A 19,634-nucleotide genomic window follows, 5' to 3' on the forward strand; every position below is an offset into this window, starting at 1 on the left:
TTACTGCTTTGGAAAGGAATGGAATGAGCATCGAACGGCATGATTTTACCAGCGGAACGGAACTGGCGCAGGCACTGTCGGAAGCCATTGCGAACAAGCTGAATGCCGCCATCGCTGAACGGGGACAGGCAACGCTCGCCGTCTCCGGCGGCACCACACCGCTAAGGCTGTTCGAGGTGCTCTCCCGCAAGATGATCGACTGGAATCTCGTCACGATCACCCTTGTGGATGAACGTTTCGTGTCCGTTGAAAGCGACCGATCCAATGAAAAGCTGGTGCGGGAGCATCTTTTGCGCGATCATGCGGGTGTGGCGAGGTTCGTCGGCCTGTACAATCCGGCAGCGACGGTCGAAACGGCAGCACTTGCCGCCGCCAGCCGCATCGACGCATTGCGCCGTCCTTTCGACGTGGTGGTGCTTGGCATGGGCAATGACGGTCATACCGCCTCCTTCTTTCCCGATGCCGACCGGCTCGATCAGGCGATCGACCCGGCAACGCGCGCGCTCGTGCTACCGATCCATGCCGAGAGTGCCGGTGAAAAGCGCCTGACATTGACCCTGCCGCTCATCGCTGAGGCCGAAATGCTGGTTCTGCATATTGAAGGCGCTGCCAAGCAGGCAACGCTGGAAAAGGCGCTTTCCAGCGATGACGAGAATGAAATGCCCGTGCGGGCTGTCTTCCACCACGCTCGCACACCGATCCAGCTTTACTGGACAAGTTAAATTCGATTCAAGCCAGATTGGCACAGGTGATACCCATGCCCATGCAGTCCGCACATAAACGCATACAGGAAATCACCGCGCGCATTCGCGAACGCTCCAAGCCGACCAGAGAGGCCTATCTTGGCCGTGTGCGCGAGGCTGCTTCGAAGAAGCCGAACCGCACGGTTCTGGCCTGTGCCAATCTCGCCCATGGTTTTGCCGCCTGCGGCCCGCACGACAAGGCGGCGCTGACCGGCGACGAGATTGCGAACCTCGGCATCATCACCGCCTATAACGACATGCTGTCGGCGCATCAGCCGTTTGAAACCTTTCCGCAACTCATCAAGCAGGCAGCGCGTGAAGCGGGCGGCGTGGCGCAGGTTGCGGGCGGCGTGCCTGCCATGTGCGATGGGGTCACGCAAGGGTTTGCGGGCATGGAACTGTCGCTGTTCTCCCGCGAGGTGATCGCGATGGCAACCGCCGTCGGCCTGTCGCACGATATGTTCGACGCCGCCGTCTATCTCGGCGTCTGCGACAAGATCGTGCCCGGCCTCATCATCGGTGCCTTGACCTTCGGCCATCTGCCAGCCGTCTTTGTGCCTGCCGGGCCGATGACCAGCGGCCTGCCCAATGACGAAAAGGCCAAGACCCGCCAGCTTTATGCCGAAGGCAAGGTCGGGCGCGCCGAATTGCTGGAATCGGAATCGAAATCCTATCACGGCCCCGGCACCTGCACTTTCTACGGCACGGCCAATTCCAACCAGATGCTGATGGAAATCATGGGCCTGCATCTGCCGGGCGCATCCTTCATCAATCCGGGTACGCCGCTGCGCGACGCCCTGACCCGCGAAGCCGCCAAGCGTGCGCTGGCGATCACCGCCTGCGGCAATGAATATACGCCGGTCGGCGAAATGCTGGACGAGCGTTCCTTCGTCAATGGCGTCATTGGTCTCAATGCGACCGGCGGCTCGACCAACCACACCATCCACCTGATCGCCATGGCGGCAGCTGCCGGTATCAAGCTGACATGGCATGATATTTCGGAAATTTCAGATGTGGTTCCGCTTCTGGCCCGCGTCTATCCGAACGGTCTTGCCGATGTGAACCATTTCCACGCCGCTGGCGGCATGGGTTTCCTGATCCGCGAATTGCTCGATGGCGGCATCCTGCATGAGGATGTGCGCACCGTGTTCGGCGAAGGTCTGCGTCCTTACGCGATTGAACCGAAGCTTGGCGCCGACGGCACGGTTGTGCGCGAGCCGGTGCCGGAAAAAAGCGGCGACGACAAGGTTCTGGCCAAGATCCATGCGCCTTTCCAGCCGACCGGCGGCATCAAGGTGCTGACCGGAAATATCGGCAATGCGATCATCAAGGTTTCCGCCGTGAAACCGGAGCGTCAGGTCATTGAAGCACCCGCCAGGGTGTTCAACGATCAGGCGGAAATGCAGGCCGCGTTCAAGGCTGGTGAGCTGACCGGCGATTTCATCGCCGTGGTCCGCTATCAGGGTCCAAAAGCCAATGGTATGCCCGAGCTGCACAAGCTGATGACCGTCCTCGGCATCTTGCAGGATCGCGGCCAGCGCGTCGCCCTTGTCACCGATGGTCGCCTGTCCGGCGCGTCGGGCAAGGTTCCGTCCGCCATCCATGTCACGCCGGAAGCGCTCGACGGCGGCGTCATCGGAAAAATCCGCGATGGCGATGTTATCCGCCTCGATGCCGTCAATGGTACTCTGGAAGTTTTGACCAATATCGCGCTGCTGCATGATCGCGGCGAAGATCGCCCTGATCTTTCCGGCAACGAACACGGCATGGGGCGCGAATTGTTCCGCGCTTTCCGCCAGATCGCCGGACGGGCCGACGAAGGCGCTTCGGTGTTCTGAAAACAGCCCAAATGAAATTAAGGCAAAACAGTGATTCACACTGTTTTGCCTCTCAAACCATCAAAACCGGATTTAAACTGCACGAAAAACGCAGTTCAATTGTGTTAAAAAACTGGCTTTTTCAAGCCGGTAGTGCGGCAGGCTGCGGTGAGCGTATTCGCCATCAGCATGGCGATGGTCATCGGACCGACGCCGCCGGGAACCGGGGTGATCGCTCCGGCGACCTTTTCGGCTTCCACAAAATCGACATCGCCGACCAGCCGCGTCTTGCCTTCGCCCCGTTCCGGTGCCGGAATGCGATTGATACCGACATCGATCACGGTTGCGCCCGGCTTGACCCAATCGCCCTTGACCATTTGTGGACGCCCGACCGCCGCCACCAGAATATCCGCCGTGCGGGCAATCTCGGGCAGGTCTTTCGTGCGGCTATGCGCAACCGTAACCGTGGCATTTGCAGCAAGCAGAAGATTGAACATCGGCTTGCCGACGATGTTGGAACGCCCGATCACCACGGCATTCAGCCCCGAAAGATCGCGGCCATGAACGCGCTCGATCATAATCATCGCACCGGCTGGCGTGCAGGGAACGAAGGCCGTTTCGACCTCGCCGGTGCCAAGCTTGCCGACATTGATGAAATGGAAGCCGTCGACATCCTTGTTCGGCGAAATCGTCTGGATCACCCGGCCTGAATCGATGTGCTTCGGCAGCGGCAACTGCACCAGAATGCCATGGATCGCGGGATCATTGTTCAAGCTCTCGATCAGGTCGAGAAGCTCCTGCTCCGACGCCGTTTCCGGCAAATCATGCTGAACGGAGTGAAAGCCGCACTCCTTGGCCTTCCTGCTCTTGGAGGCGACATAGACCTGGCTTGCCGGATCTTCGCCGACAATCACCACCGCAATGCCGGGCACAACGCCGGTTGCGGCCACGAGCTTTTTGGTCTCACGCTTCACCGTGGAAACCACATCCTCGGCGAGCTTCTTGCCATCAATCAATTGAGCCATAGCGAGCGCTCCGTTCTTTCGTGAATGTCTGGGAGATACACGACATCTTTTCCGTACACATGCCCATAAGCGTCATGACGCCCGATGACAATTGGCGAATGCGCGACAATGCAGGATTTTATGAAGTTTCAGAACGTACGTCGTCGATGGCACGACCGAGCGCGGCATTTTCCTTCGGCCGGTTCGAGCCTGCATTCTCGGCTTCCCAGCGCGCATTGGCTTCGCGGATAACGGCAGCAAGACGGGTTTCACCGTAGGGTTCCAGAACCTCTTCCGGCTCGGCTTCGCTTCTGACCGATGATCGGGGCTTGCGTCCGGCCAGCATCATCGAAACAAGACCAAACAAAAATCCGCCCAGCAATCCAAGGACGACAACCCCTTGCGGGGAGAGATTGCGCGGGTTCGGTTCCGCCATGACGGGTGCAACAACCCGCACGGTTGCAGCAGCCCCCGCCGCGGAAGTTTCGCCCCGCGCCGCACGCATCTGCAAATCTTCGAACAGCACCTGCTTTGCCGCCGCATCGCGTTCCAGCATTTGCAGGCGGGCTCTGTCTTCGTCCGTCGCAGGCGTCGAGCCAAAACCGGCAATGGCGGCAGCTGCTTTTTGCTCGTGTTCGACCGCATTCTTAAGATCGGCCTGTAACATGCTACGCTGGCTGGAAATCTCCTTGTCAATTTCGGCCTTAATTTGCTTCGCTTCACTCCCCTGCCCCGCAGCGCGATAGCGCTCCACCAGCGTACCCAGCGTCCCGGATCGCATGGATTCGGGCACGCCCTTTTTGGCGAGGCTCTCGGCGGTTGCGCCGTTCAGATTGTTGGCCTCCGCTGCGATGCGCGCCGTCTCCGCCTTGCTGTCGGCAAATTCGCGTTGAAGTGCGGCCTTGTTGTCGTCATCGCCAAAATCCCGGCTGACGCGAAAAGCCGCTGCCGCCTGCTTTGCCGCCTCAGCATCCGCTTCCAGATTGAGCAGGCGTGTCGGAAGATCGCCCCCAGCACCGTTCAGCGTTGTGCCGCCCTGCAGATGATCGCGAAACGCCTGCACAACGGCATTGGCCAGAAGCGCCGCCGTTTCCGGCCTGTCGGCCGTAGCCTCGACACTCACCGTTCCGCTGTCGAGCGCCTGTGTGAAACCCAGCCGCTGGCGCAGCAATTGCGCACCCGACATCTTTTTGTGTCCTGCCAAGGCCGGGGATTGCTGGTCTTCTGGCAGCAATCTGTTCAGACGAGTGCGCAATTCCTCCAGAAATGAAGGAGCACCGAGATCGGCTGCACGTTCGATGCGCGCCATCTGTGCGGCGCGTTCCAGAACGATAGTCGAGGCAATTTCGCTGCGCCGCTCTGGTGGAAAAACCTGCATGGATGCCGTCGCACCATATTGGGGCGGCACCAGAGAAGCATATGTGGTTCCGACAATTCCACCCAGCAGCGTGAAACCGGCCAGAAGGCCCCAGCGCCGCTTGCGGCGCGGTAATTGTATCGGCTCGCTTTCAGGTTTCGGGACGGCGGCTGATGCCGACGCTTCCGACGCAGACGGTTCCTTGATCGATGTAGCGTCGAGATTGGCCTGCAATGCCTCCCGCACGGCATTCATCCGGCCCTGCATATCAGCCTTCGGATCCACCCGTTCGCTCTGTTCTGCATCTAGCAGATCCTGCTTGCGACGAAGCAACGCCTCACGGCGCCTTTGATGTTCACGGTCTTCGTCGTTATCTTCGATCGCACGGAAAGGTGGCACAGGCTCAAGGAATTCCGGCGCATAGGCCAGAAGCGGGCGCGCAGCTACACGTCTCCTCTCCCCTTCCCGTTCCACCATCGCTCCGTCCCGCTTTTCACCCGTGGCTATTGATCCAGATTAATATTCATCATGGCAAATAAACCGTTAAAATTGCAATTATATGTATTGATTCATACAGATAAATCAGGAGTCAGCCATGAGCGCCGAAACGGAATACCCGATCGATCCAGCCCGGCTTGGCGGCATAATCCAGTTTATCCAACATGCAGAACGGCTGAAAAGCACTTTGCGTTCCGGCCACACTTCTCAGGGCCGACCGGAAAGCACAGCCGAACATAGCTGGCGGCTATGCCTGCTGGTGACGCTGTTCGACCGGGAGCTGGGCGATTGCGACCGGCTGAAACTCATCAAGATGTGCATCGTCCACGATCTGGGCGAGGCGATTTCCGGCGATGTCCCTGCCATCCATCAATCCGCCGATGATGGACGTGCGGAGCGTGAAAAAGCGGACCTCATGACACTTTGCGCACCGCTGCCGGACGATCTCAGCACCGAAATCATGGAGCTGTGGACGGATTACAGTGAGGGTAAATCGGTGGAAGCCATCTTTGCCAAGGGCTTCGACAAGCTTGAAACCATGATGCAGCACAATATCGGGCGCAATCCACCGGATTTCAATTATGCGTTCAATCTCGGCTACGGCGTCAAGCAGACGGCACGCCATCCGCTACTGCGCCAGTTCCGCGAAATGGTGGACGCGGAAACCCGGCGCAATGCAGAAAAGCGTTAGGTGTTTAGTCTCAGCATGTGATGGTGTAGAATTTGATGTGTCCCCGTTAAATTAAGCCATTCAGAAATGGAATTTTCCACTTATGACCCTTATGGAGAATTGGCGTCGACACTATAATGAGGATCGCCCTCACTCGACAATCGGATATAACGTGCCGATTGCCTTGCATAATTCCGATGGCGTCATCAGCCCGCCATTGGCATAAGAGCCGGAAATTTCTAATCCCCGGCGGTCCAATCTTGGGCTCAGTGCAGAACCCGGAAAATTTCAGTTCTCCGTGGTCCAAATTCGGGGAGCACTTCACCCGGAAGCGACTTTCCATTATCGAAGATAATATTCAAAAATATCAGTAGTTGCTGCAATCGATAATTATCCTGTTCAAAGTACAGATACCAAAGGGAATAAGCCTGTAACCGGATCATACCCCCGTGCTCGAGCAACGCGCCTGAAGCAGTTCGAGATCCTGTGCAGTATCGATATCTACAAACAGCGATGGGTCAAACGCGTCGACGAGTTTCGCATTCACCAGCAGGTCGCGTGCACCGCCTTCGCCCGACCTCGGCAAAGCTGACAAACTGCCGATCGGAAATATCGCGGGGACTCCGCGATATGAATGCGACCGGGATGCAATGGCTGTGACAGGGTTCGATTGTCGGGCTTCTAACAGGCGGTTCATGTGTTCCTTCGGGATCAGAGGCATATCTGCAAGGCAGATCAATACATGTGTCTGGCCGGCGATTTCCATCAGTCCACGATGGATTGAACCCAACATTCCGCTTTCCGCGTCGGAGCGAGATGCCAGTACAAAACCCTCTTCCGCATAAGCTTCCGTCCATTGTGGCGCGCCGCGGCAAACCAAAATTCTTTGTCCCCAGTTGAACGGTTTCAGAGAAGAGAGGATATAATGGGCTACCGGCATGCCGCCGAGGTGTTTTCCAAGTTTGTCGCCGCCATTGAAGCGGGAACCAAGACCAGCGCCAAGGACAAGAACCGCGACGGTAGAAGCATCTTCCAAGGTGCATACCCCACTTAGCCAGTCTTCGCAGATCGATTATGTGACATTATTTCTGCCAGAATGGAAACCGCTAATGACCGTGCGTCACGTGCCGGACCAAACAGGCCGATAGGCGCAGAAATACGGTCAATTTGCTCCTGCGAAAAGCCATCTTCGGTCAATGCCGCACAGCGAAGTGCATGGGTTCGCCTGCTGCCGAGACAGCCGATGAAAAATGCCTCGCTCGCGAGCGCCTGCCGTAAAACAGGAAACTCTTTTTCAAGATCGTGATAGAGGACGACGATGGCTGTATCTCGATCTGGCAAAATATCGATGGGTTCACGAACTGTATCGATATCCAGCGAAGCAGCAACTTTTTCCAAAGTATCGCTCTCCAGCCCCCGACCGAAAAGCAAAATGCGCGGATCTGGTCGATAGTTGCGGGAAAAGATGCCGGAGTGCCAACCGGTCTCGGCAGGGCATGCGGTTTGTGTCAGCAGACCGGCTTGCGGATCATAAGTCAGCCCACTGACCTTACGCATTTTGTTGGCCTCCAGAACAGCTTTTATTGGTTCGATTTCGCGAATGATATGGATCGACAAGACAATGCCGCCACCACAGGGTAGCGCGACATCGAAATAGGTCGACCCCCTGCCCAGACGCAATTCCCGGTCTCTGCCCTCAGCCAATGCCATCAGCGCTTCACGCGCCACTATCCCTTCCACACAACCGCCGGAGACATAACCGCAATAACTGCCATTGTCTGCAATAGCCATATGTGCGCCGAGTGCGCGCGAGGCTCCACCAATAATTTCTACGAGTGTGACCAGGGCGCAGCCATGACCTCGTTCGAGTGCATTATGCGCAAAACGAAGAATATCCCCCGCCCGATCCGTCGATAAGGCGCAATGCGGATCAGGCAATTCCGTTACAATATATCCATCCATTCAGAAAACCTGCATAATGATGGGGCCATCATGCCCCATCCTGACGGGCAGGTATTAACCGCCCGCCTTCTCTATATCCTTGATCGTGATGTTGGCTGGCTGGCCTCCCCACTCCGCACGCATATAGTTGACCAGATCGGCGGTCTGCTTCTTCGATAGCGTATCGCGGAACCCGGGCATGGCTTGCATGGCCTCGCCGTTGGCGAGCTTTTGCTCAGGCAATCCATCCAGGATGACATGAACAAGATTGCGGGGATCGGCCAATTGCGCAGTCGTATTGGTGTTCATCGACGGGGCAATATGCGGCTTACCTTCGCCATTCAGACCATGGCAGCCAGCACAAACGGAAATATAAGCATCGCGTCCGCTTTGACGCACAGCCGCATCAATCGGTACTTCCGCACGTTTTTCCGCTTCCGGCAGCTTGTCCCCTGTCAGATAGTTCTGGATCGCGGCAATGTCCTCATCCTTCATATATTGTGACGAATGCAGCAACACGGGATACATTTCCAGTGTCATTGTGCCCTGAGGCGCCATGCCTGTTTTCAGGAAAGTGCGGAGGTCTTCCGCTGTCCAGCCTCGCGCGGCAAGTGTTTCCGGTGTCAGGCTCGGTGCCGAAATCTTCCCGAGATCACCGCCCTGATAGGCTTCCGCCAGTTTCAGCCCGCCAACGGCGTTACGCGGCGTATGACACTCCTGACAATGCCCCAGAACATCCGTGAGATAGGCGCCCTGTGCGCGTGCCGGATCGTCAGGCAGTTTTACTTTGCCATTGACCACACCCCAATAGGCCAGCGCCCAGCGCTGATTGAAGGGGAACGGCAACTCTGTCTGCGGATTCTTGCGGTGAACAGGCTGCTGGGTCATCAGATAAGCGTAGATCGCGTCGGAATCTTCCTGACGGATTGCATGATAGGAACCAAAAGGCATGGCAGGATAAAGCCTTTGTCCGTCCGCTCTTACACCATCCGCCACCGCATGGAAGAAATCGGCCGATGTGTAACTGCCGATTCCGTCTTCTTTATCAGGCGTAATATTGGTGCCGTAGATGACGCCGAAAGGTGTCTGAATCGGCAAACCTCCTGCATAAGGGGCACCATCGGGTGATTGATGGCAGGCTGCGCAGTCAGCGACAGCTGCAAGGTATTTTCCCCGCTCCACCAGCCGGTCCTTGTCGGCAGACAGCCGCTGATCGGCGACCGCCTGGTCGTAGGAAGACTTCGCTGGCCAGAACGGAACCGATGCTGTCGCTATACCGCCTAGCACAACGATAGCGAGACACCACTTGTAAACCGGCTTCATTTCACAAGCCCCGGTGTGTTCATGACAACATCGTGCACCGCACTATAATAACGCACGTAACCGGTGCAGCGGCAAATATGGTCGTTAAGTGCATCTTCAATGACCTGCTCGACCTGATCGCGTGCGACCGGCTCACGTTGCAGACGCTCGATCAGTACAGTAGCCGCATTGACGAAGCCCGGCGTGCAATAGGAACACTGGAACGAGAAGTGGTCCAGAAATGCTTCCTGGACAGGAGATAGTTTCAGATTGCCGTCTGCATCCTTGGTCGCATGGCCTTCAATGGTGCGGATGGAGCGGCCATTGAAATAGAGAGCTCCCGTGATACAGGTTCGCATTTCACGGCTGCTGCCATCCTCCTCATCAATGATAACGGTACATGCACGGCAAAGCCCCTGGCCGCAACCGAAGCGGCTGCCAGTCAATCCGACATACTCATGCAGGAATTCGACCATGGGCAGTTCTTCGGGAACCGAAATAGGCCCGACATTCTCGCCGTTGATGCGCAGGCTGATCTCGCGTGTTGCAATACTCATGACAAAGCCTCTTTAATCTTTTCTTCCGTCAACGGCAGTTCGCGCAGATGTTTGCCGATTGCATGGGCGACCGCATTGCCGATAGCGGGAATGGTCGGAATCTGAACGACCTCTGCAATTCCCTTCGGATGATCCTCTTGTTCGGTGACTGGAAGAATGGTCGCCGTATGTTTCCAGACCGCAACATCCTTGCCGCGCGGTAGCCTGTAGCGGTTGAAGTTCCAGTCGCCACTGCCGGGACCGCCTTCATAAAGCGGCATTCCCTCGTAAAGAGCGTGGCCGATCGACATTCCAATACCACCCTGAAGCTGACCCGAGACAAATTCCGGAACGAGTATCCGACCACAATCGACCGTTGAATGGTGCGAAAGAATCTTGACCTCACCCGTACCGCGATTGACGCTGACTTCGATGAGCGCCGAGATCGGCGCAAACCGCGACCAGCTGGCATTGTCCACCTGCGGGTCCATATAGTGTACATTGCGTCGCTCAATGCGCTGCCACTGATCCGATCCGGTCTGGATCGCCAGACCGTCAATGGGACGGCGTGTCGTCTGGCCAAGAATATCGTAATCCGCTTCACCCCAGCCCCAACGGTCAAAAGCGTGAATCATTGCGCCTGTGATAGCCTTGATCTCGTATGCCTTGGCTGCAATCTCGGCCAGCGTAAGCGAACGACCGTCAGGCAGGACGAATTTCTCGTCCTTCCACGTCGCGCCTGCCGCCGTTTCTGGCGTAACGTTCCAGAGCTGGGCCGCAGCCGGAATAATGCCGCGTTCATAGATCAGGCGACCTGCCTCACTGGTGCCGTGCGTAAAGTAAAACGCGCTATTGGTTGCGCTTGATGCTGACGCCAGTGCAGGTGTCCAGAGCGGATTGACGGACATTTCGTCTTGATGCGCCTTATCCATCACGAAAGGACTCAGCGTAGCGAACATTTCCAGTGGCGACCAGTCGAGTGCTGCGCTCTCAATCACGTCAGCAGGCTTGCCTAGCCAGCGCGAACAGATCAGCGCCTGCGTGCTGACCGCGCCTGTGCCGATTTCGACAGCGATATGCTGAAGACGAATCTTGCCGTCTTTGCCAAGTTCGATGCTCGCTGCGACCGCCTCGTTCGAATTCCCGAAGCCCTTCTTGGCGATTGCATAGCCAACACCGTATTTCAAAGCCGGATTCTCTGCTTCAAATTCCGCCTTGCGCTTGGCGCGATCAACCCAAACGGGATTGGTGCGATCAAGCTCAATCATTTCCCGCATCCGACACAGGCTCAGCGGAAATGCACCGGCCGAATTACGTTGACCATCCTGCAAAGCATTTATGAGGCGTAGCTCCATCGAATCCACGCCCAGTTCCTCAGCCAGTTCCTCGACCAGCATTTCCGTACCGATCTGTGCTTCGAGCGAACCGAAACCGCGCACCGAGCCGGCAAGCGGCGCGCGGGATGAGCGGCCGATAGCGGCGATATCGTTTTTCGGGAAATAATAGATACCTTGTGCCGCGCCAGCAGCCACCTGGGTTACCGGTGTAGTATAATTCTGGCGGCCACCGCCATCCAGATCCAGATCGGCGGCAAGCGACTGCATCTTTAGCGTTTTACGGTCGATGCCCAGCTTGTATGTCATGCGAACCGGATGACGCTTGATGGCAGTCTGGAAATGCTCTTCACGGTCGAGCGCCAACCGCACAGGATGCCCTTCGGCGAAAAGCGCTGCCACGATACAATAATACGGGAACGGGCTGTGCTCCTTGGTTCCGTAGCCAACCGTATAGGCTGGGTGACCTTTCAGCTCGCTTATATTGAACGTACTTTTCTTGAGCATGGCGGCAGTGCCGGTCATGACTTCATGCGGGCTTTGGCTTGCCATGATAATTTCGAGCTTGCCCGCCTTCGCATCATACCAGCAATTGCAATTGTCCGGTTCAAGCGCAGCCGCGTCGATATAGGGCGAATAATATTCGCGTTCGATCACATGCCAATTTTCCGGCGGCGTCTCCAGCTCCGAGCGGATGGCGTCGGCATAGGCCATTCCGCGGCCCATGACATCGCCCGATGCATTCGCCTTCGGCCAATTGACCACGTTCTTGTCATAGGTAGCGAATACATAGCTGTCATCAACCGGATTGAAGAGGTCCTTTTCGCCCTTGGCGCCGCCTTCGCCTTCAAGACGCACGAAACGGAAATTGGCGAATGGACCTTGCTCGACAGGCGCGGTGGCTTCACCGTAGCGAATGATCTCGTCACGCTTGGTCTTGTAGGTGCGCTTTGCCACGGTAAAACGCGCAAAATCGCGATAAACCAGGATAGCGAGCGGATGTCCCAGGAATAGAGGCACTTCTCCCTTGGGCAGCAGCATTTTTTCGCCGTAAGTATAGGCGTCATAAAAATCCAGCCCCGCCTTCATGGTGTCTTCAGCGGTCACCAGATAATCCGGCTGGAGATCATCGCCAAGCACGGTGAGATCAAGACCCATAAAGGAGGCATCCGCACGCGGCGACCAGATAACGAAGGCATGTGCCTGTTCCGTTGGCCAGCCCTCCATATCACGGGCGCGAATATCGCGCGCGAAAACCTTGCTGCCAGTCACCTTGGCCACACCGTCGATGCGGCGCTTGAGTTTGCTCGTTCCCTGGGGAAGCGGCAGCTCCAGAATCTTATCCTCGAACAAAGCAGCTCTTGCCGCACGCACGGGCAAAATGGTGATCGCTATCCCTGACGCTGTAAACCTCAGAAAGTCCCTGCGTGTCGGTGTCATATGGATTAACCTTCGAAATTATAAACACTCCTCTGCCTCCCAGCACTCATAAAGCCACGAGAGCATAGAAGGCGAGGAAAACGATGAATATAACCGAGAACGAAAAATCAGCAGCAAGTTTTGATTGCAGAAAACATTAAGCCACACACGATTTTGTGACCATTAGTTAGCGTCCTCGATTATCGGTCGAACTGTAACTTCTATAACTTGAAAGCTGCTCGGGACAGCAAACCAGTTCGCGCAAAGCAAGGTAATCCTGCAAAGTTTTCAAGCTAATTTTTTTTGAATCTGTTTCAATATATAGCGTGATACTGGGGAGCGAAAATGCTGACGATTACACCCTCAAAATACTCAACTGTCGCGCGAGCTTGACCAATTGCTTATGCGTCAAGTTCATCAAGGTTTACTATAAGCTAGCTTAAATCACAAACTGGCCTGCCCCCATGGGGTGATCCGTTTTGAATGTTAGTGCATGCTGGGTCGACTTGCCACTACTGGTGTTGACGCTGTCCCATTTTGTGGAGGCCAGAGGGCTGCTTCGGGTGCCGGTGGCTTGTAGCCCAGCGATGAGTGGGGCCACACGGTGTTGTAATGCTGTCGCCAGTTTTCGATGATGATTTTCGCCTCCTTGAGCGTATAGAAGATTTCGCTGTTGAGCAGTTCGTCACGGAGCTTCGAGTTGAAACTTTCGCAATAGCCGTTTTCCCACGGACTGCCCGGCATGATGTAGGCGGTTTTGGCCCCGACTGCTGCGATCCACTCCCGGAGTGCCTTGGCGATGAACTGCGGGCCGTTGTCGGAACGAACGTGCGTCGGGATGCCCCTTAGGATGACCGAGAACACGACATGCCCGTCTCTCGGACACCTTCAGTTCATCGATCCCATGGTCTACGCAAGCGCGGCGACGGTCGGGGCCCAGAAGTTTCCCCTGGCGGCCTCGGCAAGGATCATCTTGTCCAGGGTGAGATCGGAAACAGCCCGCCTCAACCGTGCATTCTCTGCCTCCGGTTCCTTCAGCCGCTTCACCTGATCGCCCTTCAATCCGCCGTATTCGGACCGTCACCGGTAATATGTAACTTCCCTAACGCCCATCGAACGGATCGCTTCCACCATCGATTTTCCTTGCGCATTCAGCACGTCAACCTGGCGGTGCTTCGTGACGATCTCTTCTGCCTTGTGTCTTGTCGCTGCCATTTCAATGTCCTTCTGAGGCTCAAAAAGCCATACTTCATGAAGGATCACTTTGCAGGGGGCAGATCACCCGCAGTAACTGCAGCGTAGATCAAGATCATGCGCCTGATTGCAACTCGCAAGTTCAAGGTTGCATAAACACAATAAACGTGAAGACAGATATCCGATCGAGGGACGAACAAGAGTTGGTCCTTGAAGCGGCTCCAGTTAAAATAATGTCGCTGAAGCCGCTCTAAGTATTTGCTTCTTCGCATCTAAGTTTGGCTGGAATTGCTTCCATGCCAGATATGAAGTTTCTGTCTTTTGCGCAACGTCGGCGTTCAGGAACTTCAAATCCATAAACTATATTAATTCAATACTTTATCATTGTTGACGTTGGTCGATACCTTATTTGAAAATTTTATAGATTCCCGGTTGCTTTTCCAATGCGCCAATAAATCCCGCCACCGGTCATACCTCCATCGACTGGCAAGTCCGCTCCCGTGATAAAAGAAGCATCGGGTCCAAGCAGGAACATTACTGCAGCTGCGATTTCATCAGGATCAGCGCCACGGGAAAGCAATGTTGCATCACGATTTCCGTCAAAAAATGCTTTGGCTTTTTCGGCGTCATGCTCGGCATTGGGAAGCAATGCCATAGGGGTTTCGACCAGACCGGGACATATAGAGTTAACACGAATTCCCTTGTCAGCAAGTTCAAGTGCAGCCGCGCGCGAAAGACCCAGAAGCCCCCATTTGCTGGCGCAATAAGCGGCACTGAAGTAGCCTGTCAAACCGGCCGTAGAAGAGATATTCACTATCGCTCCACCGCGCTTCATAAGCGGAGCCAATGCGCGGATTCCGAGAAAAGCGCCATTGAGATTGATGCCAATCAGCCTTTCCCATTCCTCCGGGCTGGTTTGCGTAACGGTCTTGCGCAGCGTTATTCCTGCATTGTTGACGAGGGCATAGAGCTTTACATCGTCATTTTTCAATCTGGCTGCGAGATCGTCCCAGGATTTGGCCGACGAGACATCAGTGTGAACGATATGCAGCCTGTCTTTCCAAGCGTCGGAGGCAGAGCGCAATTCACCCCAGTTCTCACCATTATCCGGCAAAACATCAACCGCATAAACGATAGCACCAGCGCTCAAAAGCCTTATGACCTCTGCGGCACCCTGTCCACGTGCTCCCCCTGTCACCACAGCAGCTTTATCGACCCAATAATCCTGTACCATTCATATCTCCCAGGAGAGCACTTCGATAACTCCGACTTTCGATGTGCCCCGTTATTTGATTTTGAAAGTTCTTGGAGCGCGTTTCGATCTTGATTGGATCGGATCGTCGCTCTAACCACCTATAATCCAAGCATAATCTTATCGACCCTCGTTTCACTCTGGTCGGATTATGTCCATTGCATCGGTCAGGATTTGGAAGCTCCACCGTCCGCTGCCACGACATGTCCGGTTACATAGGAGGCAAGATCTGAAGCCAGGTAAACAACGGTCTTGGCGATTTCTTCAGGCTGCCCCAAACGGCCGGCCGGAATTTTCGCAAGATAGGTTTTGTAGTTTTCGGGATCTCCGTGCATCCAGCTGCTCATTGGCGTTTCGATATAGCCCGGCGCAATGGCGTTGACCCGAATGCCGAGATGCCCCCATTCCAGTGCAAGACATTTGGTCAGATGGGCAACACCAGCTTTGGCGGATGCATAGTCAGCGCAGTTGGGACGAGCCTTGACGCCTGCATAGCTCGACAGGTTGACGATCACGCCGCTGCCCTGCTTTGCCATCTGTCTGGCCGCTGCCTGTGCGCCGAAGAACGTTCCCTGAAGGTTGACGGCTTGGGTCTTGAGCCAATTGTCAAGCTCGAGTTCAAGCGAATCTTGCCGGTTCAACATGCCAGCATTGTTCACCCAAATATCCAACGAGCCATGTTTGGCGGCGACCGTCCCGGCAAGATTGCGCAGGGCTTCCACATCTGTGACGTCCAGAAACTGGAACTCTACTCCTGCGGGCAGATTTTCGGGCTGTTTCATATCCGTCATGACGACGCGGGCTCCCCGAGCGCACAGAGCTTCCACTGTCGCACGACCAATGCCACCATTGGCTCCTGTTACGACAGCTACTTTGCCATTGAGATCGGTGGGATTAGTATTCTTCATAGGTATTTTCCTGTTCATTAAGGCAACTTACGCAGATACTGCTTAAATCGCCGGGTCTTCGCACATCTGCTTGCAGTCTGTGCATTCACTTCAATATTGAAGAGCAGGTTTTAGTCTTGAAACCGGATCAAACGCTGCCGGGAACAATCTCATTCTGGGTTCCATTTTTGCCGGAGGCGGGAACCGTAATATCGTTGAGATCGACACCTGCGGTTTCTCGGATCATCATCGACGCCACACAGGCAACAAGGCCAAGCACCATCACGTAACCGAGATAAATATGCCCATGTCCCGTAGAATTGAGCCATGTATTGAGATAGGGCGCTGTGCCTCCGAAAATCGCCACCGAAAAGGAGGTTACAAAACCGATTCCCCGAGCTCTTGCCTGCGTGGGAATCTGCTCTGCCATCAGGGCCGGGAAAATAGCCGCGAGGAGCGCCCATGAACCGAGTCCCATCAACTGGGCAACAAACAGTGTCCACGGTTCGCTGGTAACGATGCGGTCGATCGGAATCGTGAAGATGATGACAGCAAGCCCCCAGGCCATGACCATCGGTTTGCGGCCGAAGCGGTCGGACAGCAAGCCACAAATCGGTAGCCAGATGATGCAGACGATCTGGGCAAGCAGGCTGGCAAAATATGCTCCCGAAGGATCCATGCCACGCGTGGCTATTGCCGTCGCTGGTGCAAAGGTAACCCAGGTATAGTAGGCAGCATTCGTTGCGGCGCCCAGCATGATGATGTTAACTGCGATCCGAGCAGCCTGACGCCCGGTGATTTCCAGCTTTGCACGGCCATTATCTTCGGAAGCGGCTTCAAAGACTTCGGATTCAGCAGCACTGCGACGCAGGATCAGTGCGTAAAGTCCAAGCAATGCCCCTGTCGCAAAGCCCGCCCGCCAGCCCCAGGCCTCCATGGCCTCCGGACCGAGCAAAGAGCTCAGAAGTGCCGCGAGTGCAGTGGCGGCCATCACACCGACCGTCACACTGACAAACACGCTGCTCGACCAGAAACCGCGACGCTCTTTGGGAGCAATTTCGGCCACATAGGCGAATGCAACTCCCGATTCCCCGCCATGAGCCAGTCCTTGTGTAAGACGGCAGATAAACAGGAGAACGGACGCGCCCACCCCGATTGTTTCATAAGAGGGAATAACCGCAATACCAAGACTGGTAAGGGCCAGCAGACTCATGGTCAGCACCAGCGTGAGCTTGCGGCCATAACGGTCACCCAGCATTCCAAACACCCATCCGCCTATCGGACGGGCGATGAACCCTCCGGCAAAAACCGCCAACGTGGCGAGCAAGGCAGATGCCTTGTCTGAATTGTCAAACAGGTTGCGTGCGAGATAAACTGAGAAAATTCCGTACAGCGTCCAGTCGAACCATTCGAGTGCATTGCCTGCGGAAACAGCACGCAGCGATTTAAGACGCTGTTGCCTCGCAATCGTTGTCGTCATTTAATATCCTCCCTGAACTCAATATGTGCTGCGTCACAGCAGGTGTTCTGCAAACCACTCGGCTGCAGCGGTGCTTGTCTTGTCGAAATGTTCCCGATAGACGGTGTAATGTCCGCCCGGCAGAAGCATGAGCTTTTTAGGCTGGTAAGCTTCATTGAAAGCTTCTTGTTGCAAGTCACTCGGCGTCAGCGCGTCATCGGTTGCTACAATCATCAACATCGGCGTCGGTGCGATTCGTGTGATATAGGCTCCCGGTTCGTAGGTACGGGCGAGTTCCAGAGATCGCAGAGTGATTTCATTGACCCAACTCGGGCAACGTTCTGCTTCGCTCATCATGTAATCGTGAGAATCTCGTCCCGGATAGGCAACGCGTGCGTTGGGGTCTGAAGCGACGGTCTGGATCATCACTGGAGCCGCACCGGCAAAACGCGCTTCACGATCAGCCTCGAACGCAAGGCGCATGGCTGTCGCCTTGTCACCACTTACGCGACGCCTTGCAGCGCGAAAACCGCTGATGGTGGGAACCTGGGCGACGACACATTTCACGCGCCTGTCAATAGCCGCAACGTAAAGGGCGTGGCCGCCACTATAGCTTGACCCCCAGAGACCGATCTTGTCATGATCAACATCCGAACGACTGCGTACATAGGAGATGGCAGCGCGGATGTCTTCAACCTGGCGATGCGGATCAATCTCCTGACGAGGTGTACCTTCGCTAAGACCGAGATTACGAAAATCGAACGTCAAAGCCATGAGGCCCGCGTTGACAGCCTTTGCTGCATAGTCCTCAAGGTCACCGCCAGCCACCATACCCCAGCCATGGGCAAAAACCACGACCGGCAACTTCTGCGCCGTCGCCGCTGGCTTGTAGAATGTGCCCTGTATCCGGCTTCCTTCGACGAAGAATTCAATCGGTTCTGCCGATCCATTGAGTACAACCTCGGCATAGGACGTGTGAGATGTCATAACTCCTCCTTATAATCCCGCTAATATTCCGATGTTTCATTTCATTTTCATGCTGGAAGAGTTCGATCAAGGCGCATTTTGAGACTGATCAATCGGAAATTCCGATTGATTTTCCCGCAATGAGACCGCTATCATGACCTGCGTAAAGAATGGGCATCTATCGCCCATGGAGATAATAGTCCGAGGCAAATCATGGAATTACGCCAGCTGGAATGCTTTCTGGCCGTAGCGCAGGAGCTTCATTTCGGTCGAGCGGCCGAAAAGGTTGGAATGAGCCAATCCAGTGTTTCAGAAACAATCAAATCGCTGGAAAAGATCATCGGGGGCGCGCTTTTCGATCGCACCAGCCGTCGAGTTTCACTGACCCGGCTTGGTGAGAATCTGAAGAACGGCAGCGAACCTGCTATCATAGCTCTGCGTGCGGCCTATATGGATTGCAAAAGACAGGCCGCAGGCAAGTTGCGGCAATTGCGGATCGGATTTCTCGGCGGCGGTTTTTACGAACTCCATTCGCCGCTGGTCATGGAGTTTGCGGAGCAACACCCTGATATAGAACTCGAATTTGTCGAATTATCCTATCTCAATCAGTTTTCAGCGATTGCTGACGGGACTGTGGATACAGGATTTTGCCGCCTGCCATTGGGGATCGACAGCCTGCAGCATGGACCGGTGGTAATGCGCGATCAGCGCATGTTGTGCGTGCCAGACGGTCATCCGTTTACAAGGTTCTCGCTGCTCAACCCGGAATATCTCGCCGAGGAAACGCTGGTTCGGATCACACCCGGATCAGTGACGGAGGAATGGGACAACTTCCATTTCCCCAAACACACACCTTACGGGAAGCCCATTGCCCAAGGTCCGGTGGTGCGCACCATCCGCGAGGCCATTGCTGCGGTTGCCTCACGACAGGGGTTGGTGATGCTGACAAAACGCGCAGGGAACTACTACACGACACCAGGTATCAGTTTTGTCGAAATCGATCTTCCCCCAACTCCCTCCGCGCTCGCGTGGCGAAGAAATGATCTGCGTCCTGTTATTCTCGATCTCAACGCCATACTCGTGCGTATAGCAAAGCGCTACGGCACGATGCCTTGATACCGCCAGAGATGTGGGAACATTCATCCGAAGCGTGATAATATAGCGCTTGCGCACAGAAGGGCGGCAGTTGCCTGCCGCCCTTCTGTGCTTCGGTTTCATCAGCTGCGCTGTGAATCGAGCTGTTCGTGGTTCTTTT

The 19,634-nt window shown here is 55.5% G+C and carries 16 protein-coding genes and 1 pseudogene; 5 read left to right on the forward strand and 12 right to left on the reverse strand.

Annotation, left to right across the window (positions count from 1 at the left end):
- The first annotated feature begins 23 nt into the window (after nt 1–23).
- On the forward strand, nt 24–722 hold the full coding sequence (gene pgl / locus JNC70_RS01785) for a 6-phosphogluconolactonase (RefSeq protein WP_104756798.1): 699 nt from the start codon (nt 24–26) through the stop codon (nt 720–722).
- Between the two features lie 35 nt (nt 723–757).
- Nucleotides 758–2,581, forward strand: a complete 1,824-nt coding sequence (gene edd, locus JNC70_RS01790) for a phosphogluconate dehydratase (RefSeq protein ID WP_104756799.1) — start codon at nt 758–760, stop codon at nt 2,579–2,581.
- A gap of 104 nt (nt 2,582–2,685) precedes the next feature.
- Here edd and folD read toward each other — a convergent pair whose 3' ends face one another.
- Both folD and JNC70_RS01800 read right to left on the reverse strand, forming a co-directional pair.
- A complete protein-coding gene (gene folD / locus JNC70_RS01795; protein WP_104756800.1) occupies nt 2,686–3,585 on the reverse strand; it encodes a bifunctional methylenetetrahydrofolate dehydrogenase/methenyltetrahydrofolate cyclohydrolase FolD in 900 nt (299 codons plus the stop codon).
- Between the two features lie 118 nt (nt 3,586–3,703).
- On the reverse strand, nt 3,704–5,398 hold the full coding sequence (locus tag JNC70_RS01800; RefSeq protein ID WP_104756801.1) for a GumC domain-containing protein: 1,695 nt from the start codon (nt 5,396–5,398) through the stop codon (nt 3,704–3,706).
- Nucleotides 5,399–5,516: 118 nt separating this feature from the next.
- On the opposite strand from JNC70_RS01800, the gene JNC70_RS01805 reads away from it, so the two are divergent.
- Nucleotides 5,517–6,110 carry an HD domain-containing protein gene (locus tag JNC70_RS01805; RefSeq protein ID WP_104756802.1) on the forward strand — a complete coding sequence of 198 codons (594 nt, stop codon included), beginning with the start codon at nt 5,517–5,519 and terminating at the stop codon, nt 6,108–6,110.
- A 91-nt stretch (nt 6,111–6,201) separates the two neighbouring features.
- Entirely contained in the window at nt 6,202–6,315 is a 114-nt protein-coding gene (locus JNC70_RS01810; protein WP_374788537.1) for an integrase core domain-containing protein, read from the forward strand.
- Between the two features lie 213 nt (nt 6,316–6,528).
- Here JNC70_RS01810 and JNC70_RS01815 read toward each other — a convergent pair whose 3' ends face one another.
- The 10 genes and pseudogenes from JNC70_RS01815 to JNC70_RS01860 form a co-directional block, all read right to left on the reverse strand.
- On the reverse strand, nt 6,529–7,125 hold the full coding sequence (locus tag JNC70_RS01815; RefSeq protein ID WP_167394085.1) for a nucleotidyltransferase family protein: 597 nt from the start codon (nt 7,123–7,125) through the stop codon (nt 6,529–6,531).
- A gap of 14 nt (nt 7,126–7,139) precedes the next feature.
- Complete coding sequence (locus JNC70_RS01820) at nt 7,140–8,051, reverse strand: XdhC family protein (RefSeq protein WP_104756805.1); 912 nt, start codon at nt 8,049–8,051, stop codon at nt 7,140–7,142.
- A 54-nt stretch (nt 8,052–8,105) separates the two neighbouring features.
- Nucleotides 8,106–9,353, reverse strand: a complete 1,248-nt coding sequence (locus JNC70_RS01825) for a c-type cytochrome (RefSeq protein WP_374788533.1) — start codon at nt 9,351–9,353, stop codon at nt 8,106–8,108.
- Nucleotides 9,350–9,889: a (2Fe-2S)-binding protein gene (locus JNC70_RS01830; protein WP_104756807.1), complete on the reverse strand. Its 540-nt coding sequence runs from the start codon at nt 9,887–9,889 to the stop codon at nt 9,350–9,352. Before JNC70_RS01830 ends, JNC70_RS01825 begins: the two co-directional genes overlap by 4 nt.
- A complete protein-coding gene (locus JNC70_RS01835; protein ID WP_104756808.1) occupies nt 9,886–12,642 on the reverse strand; it encodes a xanthine dehydrogenase family protein molybdopterin-binding subunit in 2,757 nt (918 codons plus the stop codon). Before JNC70_RS01835 ends, JNC70_RS01830 begins: the two co-directional genes overlap by 4 nt.
- 465 nt (nt 12,643–13,107) lie before the next feature.
- Nucleotides 13,108–13,836, reverse strand: a pseudogene (locus tag JNC70_RS01840) (integrase core domain-containing protein).
- Between the two features lie 397 nt (nt 13,837–14,233).
- On the reverse strand, nt 14,234–15,049 hold the full coding sequence (locus JNC70_RS01845) for an SDR family NAD(P)-dependent oxidoreductase (protein WP_104757570.1): 816 nt from the start codon (nt 15,047–15,049) through the stop codon (nt 14,234–14,236).
- A 185-nt stretch (nt 15,050–15,234) separates the two neighbouring features.
- Nucleotides 15,235–15,975 carry an SDR family NAD(P)-dependent oxidoreductase gene (locus tag JNC70_RS01850; RefSeq protein ID WP_104757571.1) on the reverse strand — a complete coding sequence of 247 codons (741 nt, stop codon included), beginning with the start codon at nt 15,973–15,975 and terminating at the stop codon, nt 15,235–15,237.
- Nucleotides 15,976–16,102: 127 nt separating this feature from the next.
- Nucleotides 16,103–17,434 carry an MFS transporter gene (locus tag JNC70_RS01855; RefSeq protein ID WP_104757572.1) on the reverse strand — a complete coding sequence of 444 codons (1,332 nt, stop codon included), beginning with the start codon at nt 17,432–17,434 and terminating at the stop codon, nt 16,103–16,105.
- A gap of 33 nt (nt 17,435–17,467) precedes the next feature.
- Nucleotides 17,468–18,400 carry an alpha/beta hydrolase gene (locus tag JNC70_RS01860; protein ID WP_104757573.1) on the reverse strand — a complete coding sequence of 311 codons (933 nt, stop codon included), beginning with the start codon at nt 18,398–18,400 and terminating at the stop codon, nt 17,468–17,470.
- Between the two features lie 192 nt (nt 18,401–18,592).
- Between JNC70_RS01860 and JNC70_RS01865 the strand changes: the two genes are divergently transcribed.
- On the forward strand, nt 18,593–19,495 hold the full coding sequence (locus JNC70_RS01865) for a LysR family transcriptional regulator (RefSeq protein ID WP_104757574.1): 903 nt from the start codon (nt 18,593–18,595) through the stop codon (nt 19,493–19,495).
- The last annotated feature ends 139 nt before the right edge of the window (nt 19,496–19,634 follow it).

Origin of the sequence: Brucella oryzae (assembly GCF_041929965.1) — a bacterium.
GTDB lineage: Bacteria > Pseudomonadota > Alphaproteobacteria > Rhizobiales > Rhizobiaceae > Brucella > Brucella oryzae.

What these genes read in the sequence shown, in the direction of transcription:
- pgl (WP_104756798.1), top strand. Translation starts at nt 24, where the DNA reads ATGAGCATCGAACGGCATGATTTTACCAGCGGAACGGAACTGGCGCAG.
- edd (WP_104756799.1), top strand. Translation starts at nt 758, where the DNA reads ATGCCCATGCAGTCCGCACATAAACGCATACAGGAAATCACCGCGCGC.
- folD (WP_104756800.1), bottom strand. Translation starts at nt 3,585, where the DNA reads ATGGCTCAATTGATTGATGGCAAGAAGCTCGCCGAGGATGTGGTTTCC.
- JNC70_RS01800 (WP_104756801.1), bottom strand. Translation starts at nt 5,398, where the DNA reads ATGGTGGAACGGGAAGGGGAGAGGAGACGTGTAGCTGCGCGCCCGCTT.
- JNC70_RS01805 (WP_104756802.1), top strand. Translation starts at nt 5,517, where the DNA reads ATGAGCGCCGAAACGGAATACCCGATCGATCCAGCCCGGCTTGGCGGC.
- JNC70_RS01810 (WP_374788537.1), top strand. Translation starts at nt 6,202, where the DNA reads ATGGAGAATTGGCGTCGACACTATAATGAGGATCGCCCTCACTCGACA.
- JNC70_RS01820 (WP_104756805.1), bottom strand. Translation starts at nt 8,051, where the DNA reads ATGGATGGATATATTGTAACGGAATTGCCTGATCCGCATTGCGCCTTA.
- JNC70_RS01825 (WP_374788533.1), bottom strand. Translation starts at nt 9,353, where the DNA reads ATGAAGCCGGTTTACAAGTGGTGTCTCGCTATCGTTGTGCTAGGCGGT.
- JNC70_RS01830 (WP_104756807.1), bottom strand. Translation starts at nt 9,889, where the DNA reads ATGAGTATTGCAACACGCGAGATCAGCCTGCGCATCAACGGCGAGAAT.
- JNC70_RS01835 (WP_104756808.1), bottom strand. Translation starts at nt 12,642, where the DNA reads ATGACACCGACACGCAGGGACTTTCTGAGGTTTACAGCGTCAGGGATA.
- JNC70_RS01845 (WP_104757570.1), bottom strand. Translation starts at nt 15,049, where the DNA reads ATGGTACAGGATTATTGGGTCGATAAAGCTGCTGTGGTGACAGGGGGA.
- JNC70_RS01850 (WP_104757571.1), bottom strand. Translation starts at nt 15,975, where the DNA reads ATGAAGAATACTAATCCCACCGATCTCAATGGCAAAGTAGCTGTCGTA.
- JNC70_RS01855 (WP_104757572.1), bottom strand. Translation starts at nt 17,434, where the DNA reads ATGACGACAACGATTGCGAGGCAACAGCGTCTTAAATCGCTGCGTGCT.
- JNC70_RS01860 (WP_104757573.1), bottom strand. Translation starts at nt 18,400, where the DNA reads ATGACATCTCACACGTCCTATGCCGAGGTTGTACTCAATGGATCGGCA.
- JNC70_RS01865 (WP_104757574.1), top strand. Translation starts at nt 18,593, where the DNA reads ATGGAATTACGCCAGCTGGAATGCTTTCTGGCCGTAGCGCAGGAGCTT.